The organism is Roseibium sp. JB4-4, from assembly GCF_055693425.1.
The window spans coordinates 3,942,848-3,960,000 of record NZ_CM146333.1 but is presented as its reverse complement, the minus strand read 5'-3'; the positions used below and the strand labels follow the sequence as shown (position 1 = coordinate 3,960,000).

General features: G+C 56.3%; 16 protein-coding genes and 1 pseudogene (1 of these 17 cut by a window edge). 9 read left to right on the top strand and 8 right to left on the bottom strand.

From position 1 onward, the window contains the following. The 6 genes and pseudogenes from ACZ1HV_RS18665 to ACZ1HV_RS18640 all read right to left on the bottom strand — a co-directional run. Positions 1-66: the 5' end (the start) of a dihydroneopterin aldolase gene (locus tag ACZ1HV_RS18665; protein ID WP_298822436.1), read on the bottom strand. 348 nt of this gene lie to the left of the window's left edge; 66 of the gene's 414 nt are visible here — the first part of the coding sequence; the start codon lies at positions 64-66; its stop codon lies beyond the left edge, outside the window. 208 nt (positions 67-274) lie between these two features. Beyond that, entirely contained in the window at positions 275-1,300 is a 1,026-nt protein-coding gene (locus ACZ1HV_RS18660) for a trans-3-hydroxy-L-proline dehydratase (RefSeq protein WP_472715975.1), read from the bottom strand. Between the two features lie 9 nt (positions 1,301-1,309). Beyond that, positions 1,310-2,413, bottom strand: coding sequence for a cis-3-hydroxy-L-proline dehydratase (locus tag ACZ1HV_RS18655; protein WP_298965538.1), 1,104 nt, complete (start codon positions 2,411-2,413; stop codon positions 1,310-1,312). Between the two features lie 18 nt (positions 2,414-2,431). Next, a pseudogene (locus ACZ1HV_RS18650) lies at positions 2,432-3,681 on the bottom strand (NAD(P)/FAD-dependent oxidoreductase). Between the two features lie 53 nt (positions 3,682-3,734). Further along, a complete protein-coding gene (locus ACZ1HV_RS18645; RefSeq protein WP_298965544.1) occupies positions 3,735-4,667 on the bottom strand; it encodes a 4-hydroxyproline epimerase in 933 nt (310 codons plus the stop codon). Next, positions 4,658-5,617: a dihydrodipicolinate synthase family protein gene (locus ACZ1HV_RS18640; RefSeq protein ID WP_472715974.1), complete on the bottom strand. Its 960-nt coding sequence runs from the start codon at positions 5,615-5,617 to the stop codon at positions 4,658-4,660. Before ACZ1HV_RS18640 ends, ACZ1HV_RS18645 begins: the two co-directional genes overlap by 10 nt. 411 nt (positions 5,618-6,028) lie before the next feature. Between ACZ1HV_RS18640 and ACZ1HV_RS18635 the strand changes: the two genes are divergently transcribed. Continuing rightward, complete coding sequence (locus ACZ1HV_RS18635) at positions 6,029-6,682, top strand: GntR family transcriptional regulator (protein ID WP_472715973.1); 654 nt, start codon at positions 6,029-6,031, stop codon at positions 6,680-6,682. Positions 6,683-6,736: 54 nt separating this feature from the next. On the opposite strand, the gene ACZ1HV_RS18630 is transcribed toward ACZ1HV_RS18635, so the two are convergent. Continuing rightward, entirely contained in the window at positions 6,737-7,108 is a 372-nt protein-coding gene (locus tag ACZ1HV_RS18630) for a VOC family protein (RefSeq protein WP_298965552.1), read from the bottom strand. A 52-nt stretch (positions 7,109-7,160) separates the two neighbouring features. On the opposite strand from ACZ1HV_RS18630, the gene ACZ1HV_RS18625 reads away from it, so the two are divergent. The 5 genes from ACZ1HV_RS18625 (at position 7,161) to ACZ1HV_RS18605 (ending at position 12,737) form a co-directional block, all read left to right on the top strand. Further along, positions 7,161-7,685: a winged helix-turn-helix transcriptional regulator gene (locus ACZ1HV_RS18625; RefSeq protein WP_472715972.1), complete on the top strand. Its 525-nt coding sequence runs from the start codon at positions 7,161-7,163 to the stop codon at positions 7,683-7,685. Positions 7,686-7,869: 184 nt separating this feature from the next. Next, complete coding sequence (locus ACZ1HV_RS18620; protein WP_472715971.1) at positions 7,870-8,871, top strand: Gfo/Idh/MocA family protein; 1,002 nt, start codon at positions 7,870-7,872, stop codon at positions 8,869-8,871. 4 nt (positions 8,872-8,875) lie between these two features. Continuing rightward, entirely contained in the window at positions 8,876-10,450 is a 1,575-nt protein-coding gene (locus ACZ1HV_RS18615) for an acyl CoA:acetate/3-ketoacid CoA transferase (RefSeq protein ID WP_472715970.1), read from the top strand. Then, positions 10,447-11,220, top strand: coding sequence for an enoyl-CoA hydratase/isomerase family protein (locus tag ACZ1HV_RS18610; RefSeq protein WP_472715969.1), 774 nt, complete (start codon positions 10,447-10,449; stop codon positions 11,218-11,220). Before ACZ1HV_RS18615 ends, ACZ1HV_RS18610 begins: the two co-directional genes overlap by 4 nt. After that, positions 11,217-12,737: an aldehyde dehydrogenase family protein gene (locus ACZ1HV_RS18605; RefSeq protein ID WP_472715968.1), complete on the top strand. Its 1,521-nt coding sequence runs from the start codon at positions 11,217-11,219 to the stop codon at positions 12,735-12,737. Before ACZ1HV_RS18610 ends, ACZ1HV_RS18605 begins: the two co-directional genes overlap by 4 nt. A gap of 8 nt (positions 12,738-12,745) precedes the next feature. On the opposite strand, the gene ACZ1HV_RS18600 is transcribed toward ACZ1HV_RS18605, so the two are convergent. Further along, a complete protein-coding gene (locus tag ACZ1HV_RS18600) occupies positions 12,746-13,795 on the bottom strand; it encodes a LacI family transcriptional regulator (protein ID WP_298822422.1) in 1,050 nt (349 codons plus the stop codon). 275 nt (positions 13,796-14,070) lie between these two features. On the opposite strand from ACZ1HV_RS18600, the gene ACZ1HV_RS18595 reads away from it, so the two are divergent. Genes ACZ1HV_RS18595 through ACZ1HV_RS18585 form a run of 3 tightly spaced genes read left to right on the top strand, consistent with a single transcriptional unit; the run spans position 14,071 to position 17,149 of the window. Further along, positions 14,071-15,315 (top strand): ABC transporter substrate-binding protein, encoded by a 1,245-nt coding sequence (locus ACZ1HV_RS18595; protein WP_472715967.1) that lies wholly within the window; start codon positions 14,071-14,073, stop codon positions 15,313-15,315. Between the two features lie 56 nt (positions 15,316-15,371). Next, a complete protein-coding gene (locus ACZ1HV_RS18590; RefSeq protein WP_298965567.1) occupies positions 15,372-16,277 on the top strand; it encodes a carbohydrate ABC transporter permease in 906 nt (301 codons plus the stop codon). Further along, positions 16,277-17,149, top strand: a complete 873-nt coding sequence (locus ACZ1HV_RS18585) for a carbohydrate ABC transporter permease (protein ID WP_298987067.1) — start codon at positions 16,277-16,279, stop codon at positions 17,147-17,149. The genes ACZ1HV_RS18590 and ACZ1HV_RS18585 overlap by 1 nt, the downstream gene beginning before the upstream one ends. Positions 17,150-17,153: the final 4 nt, after the last annotated feature.

Here is a 17,153-nt window from a genome sequence, read left to right as displayed (position 1 = left end):
CAGGATGGTGTCCTGAGCCTCCTCGATCAGTTCATGTTTCAGTGGCAGGTCAGAATGGACGGACATTGAAACTCCTGTGTCCCGGGCGGTAAACGTGTGGTCATGGATGTAACCACATCCCGCACGGGGTCAAGTTGCTCAGGTCTCAAGTCTTGCTTTGTGATGCTGCGCGTACAAATCAGCTGAGCCTGTGAGACACGCCTCAAAGCCAAGGCACTTGACCGCAGCAAACTTGCGGCAACCGCGGCCTGCTTGTCGTCGCAATCTGGCTCTGTCAAGCACCCCAAGTGTCGCTCAACCGGTACCCGCTCGGCCAGGGATCGTCGGGATCCAGCATGTGCTGGTGAATTCCGGTAATCCACCCTCTTCCTGAGATTTCCGGGACAATTCCAGCGCGATCACCGATCCTCTGCTCTTTGACGATCCGGCCGAGAAACGTCGATCCGATGATTGAGACAGCCTTGAATTCCTGGCCGACACTCATTTCCCCCTTTGCGGCCAAGAGCGCCATGCGTGCCGACACTGCCGTTCCGGTTGGTGACCGGTCGATCTTACCAGGCTGAATGGCGACCGCAGATTTCCCTGTGAGCCCGTTCGTCATCGGGGTCAGCGGCCCGCAATAAGCGCAAAATGAAATATGGTTCCAGTCAGGAACCTCGGGATGACGAAATCCAAGCTGTTCATTGGCTGCATTGGTGATCCGGACACCAAGGCTGGCAAGATCCTTGGCTTCGTCTTCTTCGATGGCAAATCCGAGTTCACCGGCGTCGACCACAACGAAGCTGTCGCCGCCATAAGCCGTATCGACCGTTAAAGTGCCTATGCCTTTGACTTCCAGAGGGACCGAAATCTTGTCTGCGAAACTGGTCAGATTCTGGACCATAATCCGAACGGCCTTACCATCACGGCATTCGGCCTTCACCTGCACCAGCCCGCCCGGCGCTTCCAGTGTCATGTCCGTGAAAGGCTCTTGCATTGGAATAATGCCGGCATCAAGCAGCACCGTGGACACACAAATAGAATTCGAGCCCGACATTGGTGGCGTGTCTTCGGGTTCCATGATGATGAACGCCGCATCGGCCTTTGGATGTTTGGGCGGCACGAGAAGATTGACATGCCGAAAGACACCACCGCGTGGCTCGTTCAAGACGAAGTTTCGCAGGGTTTGGTCATTGGCAATATGGCTGCGTTGCTCCCAGAGCGTTTCGCCCGGAGGAGGAGCGACACCCCCGACAATCACATCGCCAACCTCACCTTCCGCATGGCAGGAAATCACATGGATGGTTTTGGCGCTGCGCATGAATCTGCCTCAAGTGTATCTGGCAACAGGAGCGCCCAACGCGTCAAAAATCGGCTCAATTCCAAGCCCCGGACGATCAGTGGCGGTCATGCGGCCATTCACCCGCTTTGGCGCACCGTCTGCAATATCTACCGTGCCATAACTGTTGAAATCCGTCGCCGAAAACGTGAATTCGGCAGGTGTTGAACGTGCAAGATGCGCGATGGCCGCTGTCGTAATGTCACCGCCCCAGGTGTCTTCGATTGTCATCGGGATCCCATGTGCCACGCAAAGGTCCCGCATCAACTTGGCCCTGGTAAGCCCACCAACTTTTGAGATCTTCAGGTTGATGCAATCCATGGCATCTTCGGCAATACCCCTGACCAGCATATTAGGTCCATCAATGACCTCATCGAGCACAAAGGGCAATGTGGTTCGACGCCGGATAGAGAGGCATTCCTCGTAGGTCAGACAGGGCTGTTCGATATAGACGTCAAGATCGGCAACCGCACCAACAACACGTGCGGCCTCATGGCGGTTCCAACCGGTATTTGCATCGGCAACCAACAGATCAGTTGACTTTAGAACGGCCCGTGTGGCGCGAATGCGCTCGATATCGTCATTCGCATTCCCACCCACCTTGAGTTGGAACTTGGTGTAACCCTCCGCCGCATAACCCTCTATCTTGCCGGCCATGACCTCCGGCGCTTCCTGACTGATAGCCCGGTAAAGAACAACATCATCCTGCGCAGCTCCGCCAAGCAGGGTAAAAAGCGGCTGCCCTGTAGCCTTGCCCAAAAGATCCCAGCAAGCGATATCGATCGGCGCCTTTGCGTAAGGATGTCCACGCAGCGCGGCATCCATGACCCGATTGATGTCTCCGATATTGAGCGGGTTCCGGCCGATCAGTTGAGGGGAAAGCTCCTCAAGTCCCGCCCTCACACCGCGGGCAAAACTCGGCAGGTAGGCAGATCCGAGCGGACAGCATTCAGCATATCCCTTCAAGCCTTCATCGGTTTCGACTTCAACGACGGTGCTGTCGAAAACCTCGACAAAGTTTCCATTCGACCAGCTGTACCGTCCTTCTTTCAAGGGAAGGTCGACCTGATAGACGTTGATGGCCGAAATTTTCATATAGCTCTCCTTGCGGATCTAGAAGCGGCGTGCGGAAAAAGCGCTCATGTCGATTGGCAGTGAGGCATCCGACGCCAATGCTGCCACCAGTTCGGCCGTTCCGGCTGATTGGGTCAACCCCAGATGACCATGACCGAAAGCATAAAGGACCCGGCGGTCGTTCGGAGACCGGTCAATAACCGGTAAACTGTCGGGCAACGACGGCCGGAAACCCATCCATTGGCGCCCCCCTCGGCTTTAAGACCGGGCAAAAAGCTCTGCGCCTTCTTCAACAAAATCTCAGATCGCTTGTAGTTGGGCTCAAGGTTGAGCCCACCGAGCTCAACAGCCCCACCAACACGAACACCACCATTGATCCTGGTCACCACAAATCCGTGACCGGAAAAACTCAAATGGGTTTTCAGATCAAATGCACCCTGAGGCAGGGTGGTGTTGTATCCGCGCTCGGTTTCAAGCGGGATCCTGTCACCGATTGATCGGGCGATATGATGCGACCAGGCACCGGCACAAACGACCACCTGTTTTGCCCCAAGACACTTTCCTTCGAGCTGGACGCTGACGCATGTGTTTTCAGATTTGAGCGTTTTGACGTCACCCGCACCGATCTCTCCACCGCGCTCCAGAAACCTTGCCCGCAGGCGATCCAGCCAACGAGCCGGATCACAGGTGTTGATCCAGTCCGGTGTAAATCCGGCATGTGTAAACCGTCGATCGAGACCTGGTTGATAAGCGGCAATTGCGTCCGGCGTTTCAAGCAGTTCAAACCGGACCCCATGTTCACCGCGCCTTTGCCAGACGGGTAAGCTTGCTGCGAATTCCTTTGCACCCTCGAACAACTGCAGCTGACCCTCACGTTGAAGAAGCTCCTCACCATCAACATCTGCGACAAGGGCGTAAAGAGCCGACTGCGACACTTGCATCAGGCTGGCCTGCGCTCTCAGGGCAAGTTGGTGTCTATCCGGCCAGCTTGCGCGCCAGAAGCGCAACATCCAGGGCGCAATCTTGAACGCATAAGATGGCGGGATGGAGAGTGGGCCGAGCGGATCCAGAAGCCACTTTGGCGCTTTTCGCATAATGCCCGGCGTTGCGAGTGGCTCGATGTCGGAAAAGGCAAAGGCACCGGCGTTCATTTCCGATGCCCTTTGAGACGTTTTCTGCCTGTCAACGATCAGAACGGACCGACCTCTGGATTGCAAGGCCAGAGCGCTGCAGATGCCCACGACCCCGGCACCTATTACAATGACATCCTGCACCTGACTGCCAGCCATGGCCGAACCCCTGCTTAAGGCCTGCGGGTTACAACCTCCGCAAGCAATTCTCTCTAAAGGCGAATGCCAGATCTATAAGGATCGCCAGGTTCAAAGATGAGGTGGGCTTCAGAGGTCACGAAAGCCTGTCCCCTAACCTGAGGAACAACGCCGCCATTCTGCCCGGGCTGGTAGCTCATATCGTAGGTGCTTCCAACAATGCTCTCCTGCCTCCAGGGCTCACCTGGGGCAAGCAGACCGTCCTCAGCCAAACAAGCGAGTTTGGCCGAACAGCCTGTGCCGCACGGTGAACGGTCATAGGCTCCTCCGGGACAAAGCACGAAGTTCCGGCTGTTGGCGGTTGGCTCGACCGGTGAGCCGAACAGTTCGACATGATCGATCCAGGCGCCGTCAGCGCCGGTGACACCGGCGCTTTCAAGTCCACTTCTGATCTTAAGTGTCAGGTCTGTAAGGGCACGGATGTTCGAACCTGCAAGTGCCAGCGGGCTTTCTTTGACAAGAAAAAACCAGTTGCCGCCCCAGGCAACATCGCCGGTTACCGGACCGATGCCTTCGACCTCAATCGTGACGCCCTTGGCATATCGGTAGCTTTCGACGTTGGTCACGGAAACCGTATTTGGGTCCAGAAGATCGACGTCGACAACACCGACAGGTGTTTCAAACTTGTGCGCACCGATGCCAATGCGGTTCAAATGCGCAAGCGTGACCGCAAGCCCGATTGTCGCGTGGCCGCACATCCCAAGGTTCTGAAGATTGTTGAAATAGATGACACCAGTGGCGCAATCTTCTCGGGTCGGCGGCACCAGGAGTGCACCTATGATCGCATCATGCCCTCTGGGTTCCAGAACAACAGACGCGCAGAAATCCATATATTCAGCTTCCAGCCGTGCCGCGCGTTCTGGAAGTGGCCCGGACCCCAAATCCGGACCGCCCTCGATCACAACACGTGTTGGCTCACCCGCCGTATGACTGTCGACTACGCGCATTCGGCAATCACGCCTCCCTGTTTCGACCAATCGGCATACCAGGTTTTGAACAGCTCATATTGCGCTTCAACGTAGTTGCGCTGCGCGTCGGTCAACGCATCGGTTTCATTGAAATGCAGTCGATAGGCGTCCTCACCGTTCATGACCATCAGATATTTGTAATAGAGAACAAGGTCTGGGCCTTCGTCGAAACTGGACAGAACCGCCAGCGCCTCTTCCAGTTCTATTGCCCTTAAACGCGCCTCCGCATTCCCTGCCGCAGCTCTTTTGCAGAGAGAAACAAGAAGCAGCACCTCACGCGGCAGCGCGTTTCCGATACCGGTAATCGCCCCAGTCGCACCGCAGTTGACAAAGCCATAATAGACCGCGGTATCAACACCAACCATCAGCGTGACCTCGTCGTCCTGCGATGTGATGTTTTCTGCCGCATATCGCAGATCGTCCGGGCCACCGAACTCCTTGAAGCCGACGAGATTCGGATTATCCCGTCTCAAGTCGAAAAAGAGGTCTGCTCTCGTCGCAAATCCATAATACGGGCTGTTGTAGATGACTGCCGGAAGATTTGGTGCTGCAGCGAGGATCGCGCTGAAGTGCTGACGCTGCGCGGACGCTGATACTCCGCGTGAGAGAACTCTCGGAATGACCATGAGGCCATGCGCACCAACTTTTGCGGCATGTCTCGCATGGGAGACCGCCGACGCGGAATTGATTGCGCCAGTGCCCACGACCACGGGCACGCCTGCTTTGACCAGACGCTCCACGCCCTCCATGCGGGCTTCGTCGGTCAATAGCGGCCAATCTCCCATGGAACCGCAATAGACGACAGCCGACATGCCGGCCTCCATCAGCTCCTGACCCTTTTTCACCAGAGCATCATAATCGGGCGAGCGGTCGGCTTTGCACGGCGTCATAAGTGCCGGCATGCATCCGGAAAAGACATTCGACGACATTATCAACTCCTTACAAGGTCAGACAGTACAAGAAAATCGAGACGCCTGACGTCACGATGATTGCGCTGGCGAGCGCACATTGGCAAGAAAACTGCGCGTCTTCCCTTAATCTCAGGCTCCTGAATCCATCAGTAGAGCCCGTGGCCGTGTGGTCTGAAACCATTGCCCACCCGGCAAAGGCCAGACCATGGTTACGTCAATGATGAGCATTCGCATCGAAACAGTCGTATCCCATTCCAGCGAGGCACCGCTTCGTGGCGAATACTCAACTCTCGCAGTCCTACAATTTCCTCTCAACGGGATTGATAATCTAAATTGGATCCAATATTCAATATAAAATATTCAAAAGCATTCCCTCTTCACCCAAACGGGCCGATCCCGTACAAGTCTGAAGTCAAGGAGAACGGGCACATGAAACTGGAATCGATGGACATTTCGGCGACTGCATCGGCGTCCTCGATTGTGTTCAGTGCGCTCAGGAAGGCCATTATCGAAGGTCAGTTCGAAGAGGGCGAACCTCTTCGGCAAGACGAAATTGCCAGGCTTTTCAACACCAGCCGGATCCCGGTTCGCGAAGCAATATCCAGGCTTGAAGAACAAGGACTGGTTAGAACACAGCGGTACAAAGGAGCGGTTGTCGCTGGCTTGTCTCCAAAGGAAACAGCCGAAATTTTCGACCTGCGCGCTCTGGTCGAGCCCGAAATTATCCGGGATGCCGTGCCGCGCATGACACCTGAACTCCTGAGGACTGCACGAAAGAAATGCGCAGCATTCTCATCGGCCAAAGATCCGATACACTACGGCGATCTCAATCGGGATTTTCACGAGACGCTTTATAGCGTCAGTGAACTGAAGTTCTTTCTGGAGATTGCCGACAACGCAATCGACCGGGTCGAACGGCAAATTCGCGCCCAGCTGGTGATGTCCGATGGCATGGAACGGGCAAGCACCGAGCATGCGTCCATCCTGAACGCCTGCGAATCCGGCAATGCCGAACTTGCTGCGAAACTGACACGGGATCACATTCGGGGCGCAAAGAAGTCATTGCTGCAATATCTGGCCTGAACCTGCCCCGTCGCTCAAGTTGGGCAGGACGCCGAAACGCCCTGCAAGCAGTTTTCATTTTGAGAGATCTTGGGCAAGCATAAGCGCGTTGCCATCCGGATCATAAAATGTCGCTGTGCTGACCATTCCCTCGACCGTCTCAGTCGGTCCGTCAAATTTGACGTCAACCCCCTCCAACGCCGTCCGGGCCGCCTCAATATCGGCGACGCCGAAAACGGGAACAGTGTTCCCGGGTGAAGGCTCCGCCTGCTCACCCAATCCCAGAGTGACCCCTTCAGTCTTGGTTTGCATCTCGCTCCAACCGGCCTCGTCAAAATGATAAAGCAGCTCGAAGCCGAGTTTCTCCACATACCAAGCAGCACTGATATGCCTGTCGCGCACAGAAAGTGCCAAAGTGATTGTATTGTCCAAAGAAACTACCGACATGACGCTTTCCTATGTAGCAAAAATATAGTAACTATATTTCATGGATATCACCTTGCTTGTCAAGCTCACATCCAAAGCGTGGTCCTTGAAAATCCTCGCTCTCATGCATGCCGGCACTCCCGGGCGGCAAGCCCCGCTCATTGCTGCGACAAGTGCAAGCCGCTCGGCTTTTGCATCGAGCCTTGATCATCTGGTGCAACTTGGCCTGCTTGAGAAAAATCCGGGGCACGGCCATCCTTTGCGACCGGAATTCCGGCTGACTGCACTTGGCGTTTCTGTGGCTGCCGTTGCAAGCAAGATCATCGGCACGGTGCCTGACGAAACTGCATTGGCCATAATTCGCCGAAACTGGGCCGTGCCTATTTTGGCCATCACGGCGAAACCGACCCGATTTTCAATCATCAAATCCGAACTGGGCTCAATCACAGACCGTGCCCTGTCCAAGTCATTGTGCACCTTGGAAGACCAGCAATGGCTCAAACGCGAGATTGACGTATCCCAGCGCGCTCCTTTCCCGACGTATCTTGCGGTGAATGCAGGCTTGCAGATTAACAAGGCCATTAGTTTGAGCCCCTAATGCCCGCACTTTGGGCACGTTCAAACTTGAGCAAATTGCTGACCCGGCGCCCAACAGTATCAGCACAACGACCGTCCTCGACTGTCAACATCTGTCCTTTTCAGGAAAAGTACCTTGACAAATTGGAACGTTCCAGTTTTTATAAAAGTCAATTGGAACGTTCCAAAAAACCTAGGGAGACAAGATGCGCTGGGGTCTTATTGGTGCAAGCCGAATTGCGTCGAGTTACGTCATTGATGCCATCCGGGCACAGGCAGACTGCGATATCCTGTCTGTCTTGAGCTCCAATGCATCTCGCGGCGCATCTTTCGCCGCAGACCACGGCATCGTGGACAGCTACACGGATCTTGACGCGCTTCTAACCGACCCGTCAGTCGACGCCGTTTACATCTCGACCACAAACGATAAGCACCACGCACAAGCCATGGCAGCCATTGCGGCCGGCAAACATGTTTTGTGTGAAAAACCGCTTGCAATGACGCTCGCCGAGGCCAACGAAATGGTACGCAGCGCTGAAGAAAAGGGTGTCGTCTTTGCGACCAATCATCATCTGCGCAACGCAGGATCGCATCTTGCCATTCAAGATCTGATCGCGAACGGCCGCATTGGCAAAGTGCTCAGCGCACGCGTCTTTCACGCGGTCAATCTGCCGGAGCACCTCCGCGGTTGGCGCATCAATGACGCTGCAGCAGGCGGCGGTGTCATTCCGGACATCACCGTTCATGATGCCGACACCATCCGCTTTCATCTCTCTGAAGACCCTGTTGATGTGATTGCCAAGTCTGGCTCTTCCGGCCTTGGCGAAGGCGTCGAGGACAGCGTCATGTCGGTCTGGAGCATGCCGTCGGGTGCGATGGTCCAGACCCATGAGAGCTTCACACATGGATATGCCGGGACCGGCATCGAGTTTCACGGCACAAAGGGCTCCATCTTCGCCCGCAACGTCATGACACAGGAACCTGTCGGCGAAATCCGTCTGGTCGACGCGCAGGGTGAAGCGGCAATTTCCTACGAAAAGCACAATCTCTATCACCGCGCGTTCGGCTTGTTTGTTCAAGCCGTCGCGGGCCGTGGCCGGCCGTCAGCCGACGGTGTGGATGGCGTCAAGTCCCTGGCCGTCGCACTTGCAGTGCGTGAAGCAGCCAAATCCGGCAATGCCACTCGTGTCGACTATGGAGGGTTTTGAGACCATGTCCTCGAAAGTCGTTTCCATGGAAGATGCCGCCGCCCGGATCTCCGATGGCGCTGTCGTGACCATTTCCTCCTCCTCCGGCCTCGGGTGTCCCGACAAAATACTGGAAGCAATTGGTGACCGGTTTGATCAGGAAGGACACCCGAGGAACCTCACGACGCTGCACCCGATTGCCGCCGGTGACATGTATGGCATCAAGGGCATCGACCACATTGCCAAAGATGGCTTGCTTTCCGCCATCATTGCCGGTTCCTATCCCTCAGGACCGTCTTCTTTGCCAATGCCGCAGATCTGGCAAATGCTGGTTGAAAACCGGGTCGCGGCTTACAACGTTCCCTCCGGCATCCTGTTTGACATGCACCGTGACGTAGCTGCCCGGCGCCCTGGCGTGTTTACGAAAATCGGGCTGGACACGTTTGTCGATCCCCGACGCCAGGGCTGCGCCATGAACGATGCGGCAAGCAAAAAGCCAATCGTCTCGCGCGTGGAACTTGGCGGCGAAACCTGGCTTCATTTTCCTAACATTGTTCCCGATGTCGCAATCATTCGCGCCACCACCGCAGATGAACGCGGCAATCTGACCTATGAACACGAAGGGGCATATCTTGGCGGTCTTGAACAGGCGATTGCCGTGCGCAACCATGGCGGCCTGGTCATTGCACAGGTCAAGCGGATTACGGCCGCCGGTTCCCTGCGCCCGCATGATGTCAGGGTTCCGGGTCATCTGGTGGACTTGATCGTCGTCGACCCGGACCAGCGTCAGACAACTGAAACTGAATATGACCCGGCGATTTCCGGCGAAATCATGCGCCCTTGGTCCAGCTTCTCGCTCGCAGAACATGGCGTTGAAAAGATTGTTGCGCGCCGGGCAGCCATGGAGCTGAGCTCAGGCCAGACGGCGAATCTCGGTTTCGGCATCTCCGCCATGGTCCCGCGCGTCTTGCTGGAAGCAGGTCAGGAACAGGCAGTCACCTGGGCCATCGAGCAAGGCGCGACCGGCGGTATGCCACTGACTGGTTTCGCCTTTGGTTGCGCATCCAATGCTGATGCCTACATGCCCTCGCCTCAGCAATTCACTTACTTTCAGGGTGGTGGGTTCGACGTCTCCTTCCTGTCGTTTCTGGAGATCGATCTGGAAGGCAACGTGAATGTTTCCAAGCTCGGAAAGAAACCCTACCTGACGGCCGGTTGCGGCGGCTTTGTCGACATCACCGCGCATGCCCGAAAGATAGTGTTTTCCGGCCTCTTTGAGGCAGGCGCAGACCTTGACCTGAGCAATGATGCACTAACGGTCAAATCCCCCGGCAAATTCGCCAAGATGGTTGAGGAGGTCGAACACGTCACTTTCTCAGGCCGCAGAGCGCGCGAACTGGGGCAGGAAGTTCTCTATGTCACGGAACGTTGCGTCATCGAATTGACGAATAACGGTCTGATGGCAACGGAAATCATGCCGGGCATCAATCCAGAACGCGACATTGTCGATGCTTCGAAGGGCCGCGTTCGTCTTGCCAACAGCCTGAAGGAAATGCCGAAGGCCCTCTTGCGGAGCGAAGCGATGGAGCTGAGCCTTTGAGCGCACTGCATCTCATACGCCACGGCCCGGTTGCCGAGCTGAAACTGGACAATCCGGGAAAGCTCAACGCGTTCACGCTGGAGATGTTGCGCGCGGTTGAACCGATCTGCGACGACCTGGAGCGCGACCCGGGCATCCTTGCTGTTATCATCACTGCAGCAGACAGCAAAGCCTTCTGCGCCGGTGCCGACATACTGGAATGGTCTGAGCTTTCTCCCTACGAGTTTGCACGGCACTGGGTGCGTGAAGGTCACCGAGTATTCGATCGGCTGGCTCGATTGTCGAAACCCACAATCGCTGCTGTCGGCGCACATGCATTTGGCGGTGGACTAGAATTTGCTGCAACCGCAGACATTCGCATCATGGCCCCAGGCGCAACACTCGCCCTTCCCGAGGCTTCGGTCGGGATTGTCCCGGGCTGGTCGGGAACACAGCGGCTGATCCGCTTGCTCGGCGAACCGCTGGTCAAGGAGATGGCCCTCTTCGGCCGCCGCATCTCGGCAACACGTGCCCATTCGATTGGGTTTGCAGCAGATATTGCCGAAGATCCGCGCTCTTTTGCCTTCGAGTGTGCTCAGAAACTTTCGGCCAGGTCGCAACATGCAACCGAAGTGGCGAAATACATGATCCACGCGGCCGTTGGCGAAGATCGCGGTGCCATGATCGAGACCCTCGGGGCCGGCATGATCAGCCCGACAGACGACCGCAACGAAGGCGTCGCAGCCTTTCGTGAAAAGCGTAAACCGAACTTTTCCGGAAACCAGTCATGAGCGAATTGAACGTTGTCTCCATCAGTGAAGCACAAATCCCGAGCGAAACTTTTGTCGCCCGTCACCTGATCGACGGATCCTGGCAAGCCAGCGCTGACGGCGCGACCTTCGAAAGAACCTCGCCGTCACATGGCTGCGTGGTCACCCTGGCCAGCAAGGGCAGCGCCCGGGACGTCGATGCCGCCATCTCTGCGGCTCGCCTCGCATTCGACAAGGGACGCTGGTCAAGAACTTCCGGCAAGGAACGCGCAACGCTACTGCTCAGGGTGGCGGATCTGATCGACCGTGAACGTGAGCGGATCGCCCTCATGGAAACGCTTGAGTCTGGCAAACCGATCAGCCAGGCAAAAGCCGAAATAGAAGGCGCTGCCGATATCTGGCGCTATGCAGCGTCACTCGCGCGGACACTCCATGGCGAGAGTTACAATTCGCTTGGAAACGATTTTCTTGGTCTCGTTCTGAAGGAACCGATTGGGGTCGTCTCAATCATCACACCCTGGAACTTTCCATTCCTTATTGTCACGCAGAAATTGCCGTTTGCGCTTGCCGCAGGCTGCACGGCAGTCATCAAGCCTTCCGAAATGACACCTGCAACCACCGTGATCCTCGGCGAGCTTCTCCTGGAAGCGGGATTGCCCGCTGGTGTCGTCAACATCGTCCTTGGCTACGGTGACCCCGTTGGCGCTGCAATGACCACAGACAAACGGGTCGACATGGTGACTTTCACCGGCTCGACAGCGGTCGGCAAATCCATTGTAAGCGCTGCTTCAAGCACCTTGAAAAAGGTTTCGCTGGAACTTGGCGGCAAGAACCCGCAAGTCATTTTTCCGGACGCGGACCTCGAAAGCGCAGTCGATGCCGTTGTGTTCGGCGTTTACTTCAATGCCGGCGAATGCTGCAACTCCGGATCCCGGATCATTGTGCACGAGGATATTGCCGAGGATTTTACGAAGCGAACGGTCGCGCTGTCGCGGCAAGTGCCCTTCGGCGACCCATTGGACCCATCGACCAAAGTCGGCGCGATCATCACACCCGAGCATCAAAACAAGATCGACAGATATGTTCGGGAAGCCGCCCGATCGGGAGCTAAAGTTGAACTTGGTGGGGAGGCTTTGGCCGTTCCCGGCCTGAAGGGTCAGTTCTATCAGCCAACGGTGGTCTCCAATGTGAGGAGCAACATGCCGATTGCGCGCGAGGAAGTCTTTGGGCCCGTGTTGTCCGTTCTGACTTTCAAGACGCTTGATGAAGCCATTGAGCTGGTCAACGACGCCGACTATGGACTTTCGGCCGGCGTTTGGAGTGACAACGTTCACACCTGCCTTGAATTCGCACGCCGTGCTCAGGCTGGAACTGTCTGGACCAACACCTGGATGGATGGATTTTCCGAACTTCCCTTCGGCGGTGTCAAGGAGAGCGGTCAGGGACGGGAGCTTGGCAAACACGGCCTTGAGGAATTTCTTGAAGCCAAAACCGTGACCATGCGGATCGGCCGCTCACGCGCGCCCTGGGTCTCCTGATGAGGCACTCAGCCGGAAATGGAAAACGGCCCATTGGGCTTGAGGAGAACCTGCATCTCCTCCATTGGCCTGCCGTCTATCCTTGCGAGCAGAACCTCAGCCATGGCGCGGCCCGTGGCGCGAAGGTCTTCGTCCACTGTCTCAATGCGCGGACGAAAATGATTGGAAATCGGAGAGGCGCGTTTGGCGACAAGATCGACTTCCTTTCCAGGGGTCAGCCCCATGTCATTCAGACCGGCAAGCGTGATCAAGGCCATCACTTCACCAACGCACACATATCCATCCGGCGCATCCGGTCCGGCGTGAAGCGCACGAAGTGTCGCGGCAATCTCGTCAGGTTCGCTGTCAAGATCTACACCTTCGGGGATCGTGAGCTGTGCACCACAAGAAATAGCCGCCTGCCGGGCCCCAAAGCGCAAGTGCTGCCCAAACGTGTACCGCTCATTCGGCATGACGATGCAAATATGCTGACGCCCTTTTTGAACAAGGCGCTCGATTGCCTGGCGCACGAAGGCCTCATTGTCGAAGTCGACAAAGGGATGCGGCGTGGTGAAATCCGTCCGGCCGTGGCTGACAAACGGAAAGCCGTGCTCAAGCAGATATCGCACACGGTCATCGAAGCATTCTGTACGCGTGAACACGATGGCATCCGCAAGCGAATGGCGCCGTATCTGGCGGATTACATCCAGCCGGTCGCCGCCAAGGCTGTCGGCCGTGATGTTGATTGCGTATCCGGTTCCCTGCAGTCCCTCACTCATACCGGCGAGAAACTCGGACGTGAAACTGAGATACTCGTGCCGGGTGTTGAGCAAAAGGCTAATGACTTTTGTGCGGCCGGTGCGCAGCCGCTGCGCCGCACGGTTGGGAACGTAGCCTTGTCTGTTGGCAACTTCCGTAACCCGCTTGCGGGTGGCTTCCGCGATCCTGGGATCGTCGGCAAGTGCGCGCGAAACAGTGGTAACCGCAAGACCTGCCTCCGCCGCAACTGTGCGCAGGGTCGGTCGCGGCAAAACGTCAGCGGCATTTTCTTCTTTGGAAACCAAATTCTTTCGCGGCATGCCCGTTCAACTCACCCCAAGCCTTGTAGCGCAGAAACCAAAACAAGTCTAATCAGCTCATTTATAACGTTACAACAAAAAATTCTAACCCGAATCAGAATTTCGATAAATCTTATAATAGTATGTAAAAAAAGAGCAAAACTAATTCCGAAACAAAATCGAAAAGCCATTGACACAGATCATGTTTGCAACGTTACAATAGACGTTGCGTAATCATCGGACTGACGGACACCCGCAATCCGAAACGCCTACTGGCACGCAAAGGGAGGAATACCATGCGTAAATTGACCATGATGACAGCGGCTGCCGCCCTGATGGCAGCAAGCACCAGCGTTCAGGCGGAAGATGTTGAAGTTCTGCACTGGTGGACATCCGGCGGCGAAGCAGCTGCTCTCAATGTTCTGAAAGAAGACTTGCAAGGCCAGGGCATTGGCTGGCAGGACATGCCGGTTGCCGGCGGCGGCGGAACCCAGGCCATGACCGTGCTTCGTGCCCGTGTTACCTCTGGCAACCCGCCTACCGCGGTTCAGATGCTCGGTTTTGATATCCTTGACTGGGCAGGCGAAGGCGCATTGGCCGACCTCAACATTCAAGCAGGCCTGGAAGGTTGGGACGATGTCGTGCCCGAGGCACTTCAGCAATTTGCCAAGCACGACGGCAAATGGGTGTCTGCACCGGTCAACGTGCACTCCACCAACTGGGTATGGGCCAACAAGGCAATACTGGATGAACTGGGCATTGCCGTTCCGACGACCTGGGATGAGTTTGTTGCCGCGCTTGAAAAAGTGAAGGCATCCGGCAAAACTCCGATTGCTCATGGCGGCCAGGCCTGGCAGGACGCAACGGTGTTTGATGCAGTCGCCATGTCAACCGGCGGTCCGGAGTTCTACAAGAAAGCCTTTATTGATCTCGACGAGGAAACCCTCGGTTCGGACACGATGAAGGAAGCCTTCGACCGGATGGCTGTGATCCGTTCACACGTGGACGACAACTTTTCCGGCCGCGACTGGAACCTGGCTACAGCCATGGTGATCAACGGCGATGCCGCTTTCCAGATGATGGGCGACTGGGCAAAGGGTGAATTCCTCAACGCCGACAAGAAGCCGGACACGGACTTCCTGTGTTTCCGTTTCCCGGGCACTCAGGACCAGGTCACATTCAATGCCGATCAGTTCGCAATGTTTGCGCAGGGCAAGGAAGTCGGCAAGGAGCAGGCTGCACTTGCAACTGCAATCCTGTCCCCGAGCTTTCAGTCAGCCTTCAATGTGGTCAAAGGGTCTGTTCCGGCACGCACGGATGTCTCCGACGATGCTTTTGATGCCTGCGGCAAGAAAGGCATGGCGGATCTGAAGGCAGCTGCTGACAGCGGCAACCTTTATGGCTCGATGGCCCATGGCCATGCGAACCCGGCAGCGGTGAAGAACGCCATGTACGATGTCATCACGGCACACTTCAACGGCGAATACGACAGCGCCACCGCCGTTGAGGAACTCGTGACCGCAGTACAAATCAACAAGTAATCTGCCCTTGAGAGCGGTGATACGTCACCGCTCTCGCATGGGACCGGGGACCGACAATGTCTATTTCTGAAACGGCGAACCCAAGGGGTTCCGTTGTTGACAGACTGCGTGATGCGCTGCCCAAACTCGTCCTGAGTCCGACTGTCGCAATCGTTGCGATCTTCGTCTACGGGTTCATCTTCTTCACGCTATATCTGTCCTTCACCGACAGCCGTATTCTGCCCTCCTTCGGCTGGGTTGGCTGGAAAAACTTTGAAAACCTGTTCCGGATCCGAGCCTGGGATACAGCTGTCTGGAACCTTGTCATTTTCGGTTCGCTCTACATTGTCGTCTGTTGCGTGCTCGGCCTTCTGCTTGCCATCCTGCTCGATCAGCGGATCCGCGCCGAAGGGTTCATTCGGACCATTTATCTTTATCCGATGGCGCTCAGCTTCATTGTGACAGGTGTTGCCTGGAAGTGGTTTCTCGACCCTGGTATCGGCATCGAGGCCGTGGTTCAGGGCTGGGGCTGGACCAGTTTTGAATTCAACTGGATCAAGGACCGTGAAATGGCGATCTACACGATCGTGATTGCTGCGGTCTGGCAGACATCCGGTTTTGTCATGGCGATGTTTCTTGCAGGTCTGCGCGGAATCGACAGTGAAATGATGAAGGCTGCCCAGATTGACGGCGCCTCGACATTTGCGCTCTACCGCCGGATCGTCATCCCGCAGCTGCGGCCCGCTTTCATGTCGGCCTTTGTCGTCCTCGCCCACATGGCGATCAAGTCCTACGACCTCGTTATCGCACTGACCGGCGGCGGCCCCGGCACGGCAACCGAATTGCCGGCAACCTTTATGTATTCCTACACCTTCACACGAAACCAGATGGGCATAGGCGCAGCCTCCGCGGTCATCATGCTGATGACGATTGCCGCGATCATCGTGCCATATCTTTGGTCGGAACTGCGGGAGAAGAAGTGATGTCGACCGCAGCAAAATCCTCTTCGTTCAGCGCGGGCCGTATCATTCTGTACATCCTGCTCTTGCTGTTCTGCATCTACTACCTCCTGCCGCTCTATGTGATGGTGGTAAATTCGCTCAAGCCGCTGTCGGAGATTACCGCAGGCGGCATGATGGCGTTGCCGCGGGATTGGACCGCGGCACCCTGGTTCAGCGCCTGGTCGACCGCACAGGTTGGAGTTGAGGCAACGGGCCTGCGTCCATACTTCCTCAACTCCATCATCATGGTCGTTCCGGCCGTTGCCCTGTCGACCCTCGTGGGTGCCTTGAACGGCTACGTCTTGACCAAATGGGCATTCAAGGGGTCAACGGTCCTTTTCGGCCTGCTTCTCTTCGGCTGCTTCATCCCGTTCCAGATGGTTCTCATCCCGATGGCCCGCATGCTTGGGCTGATGGGACTGGCAGGTTCGGTGCCTGGGCTGATCTTCGTTCACTTTGTCTACGGCATCGGGTTCTCGACGCTCTATTTCCGCAACTACTATGCAGCATTCCCGACCGAACTCGTCCGTGCCGCGCAAATCGATGGTGCCGGTTTCTTCCGCATCTTCTGGCGCATTCTCCTGCCCTCATCCGGTCCGATCGCGGTTGTCTGCATCATCTGGCAGTTCACCAACATCTGGAACGACTTCCTGTTCGGAGCGTCTTTCTCCGACTTCGACAGTCAGCCGATGACCGTTGCCCTGAACAACCTGGTTCAGTCTTCGACCGGGGTGAAGGAATACAACGTCCATTTTGCAGGCGCGATCATGGCCGCGCTGCCGACACTCCTCGTCTACATCGTGGCGGGACGCTACTTCGTCCGCGGTCTGATGGCTGGCTCAGTAAAAGGATAAAACA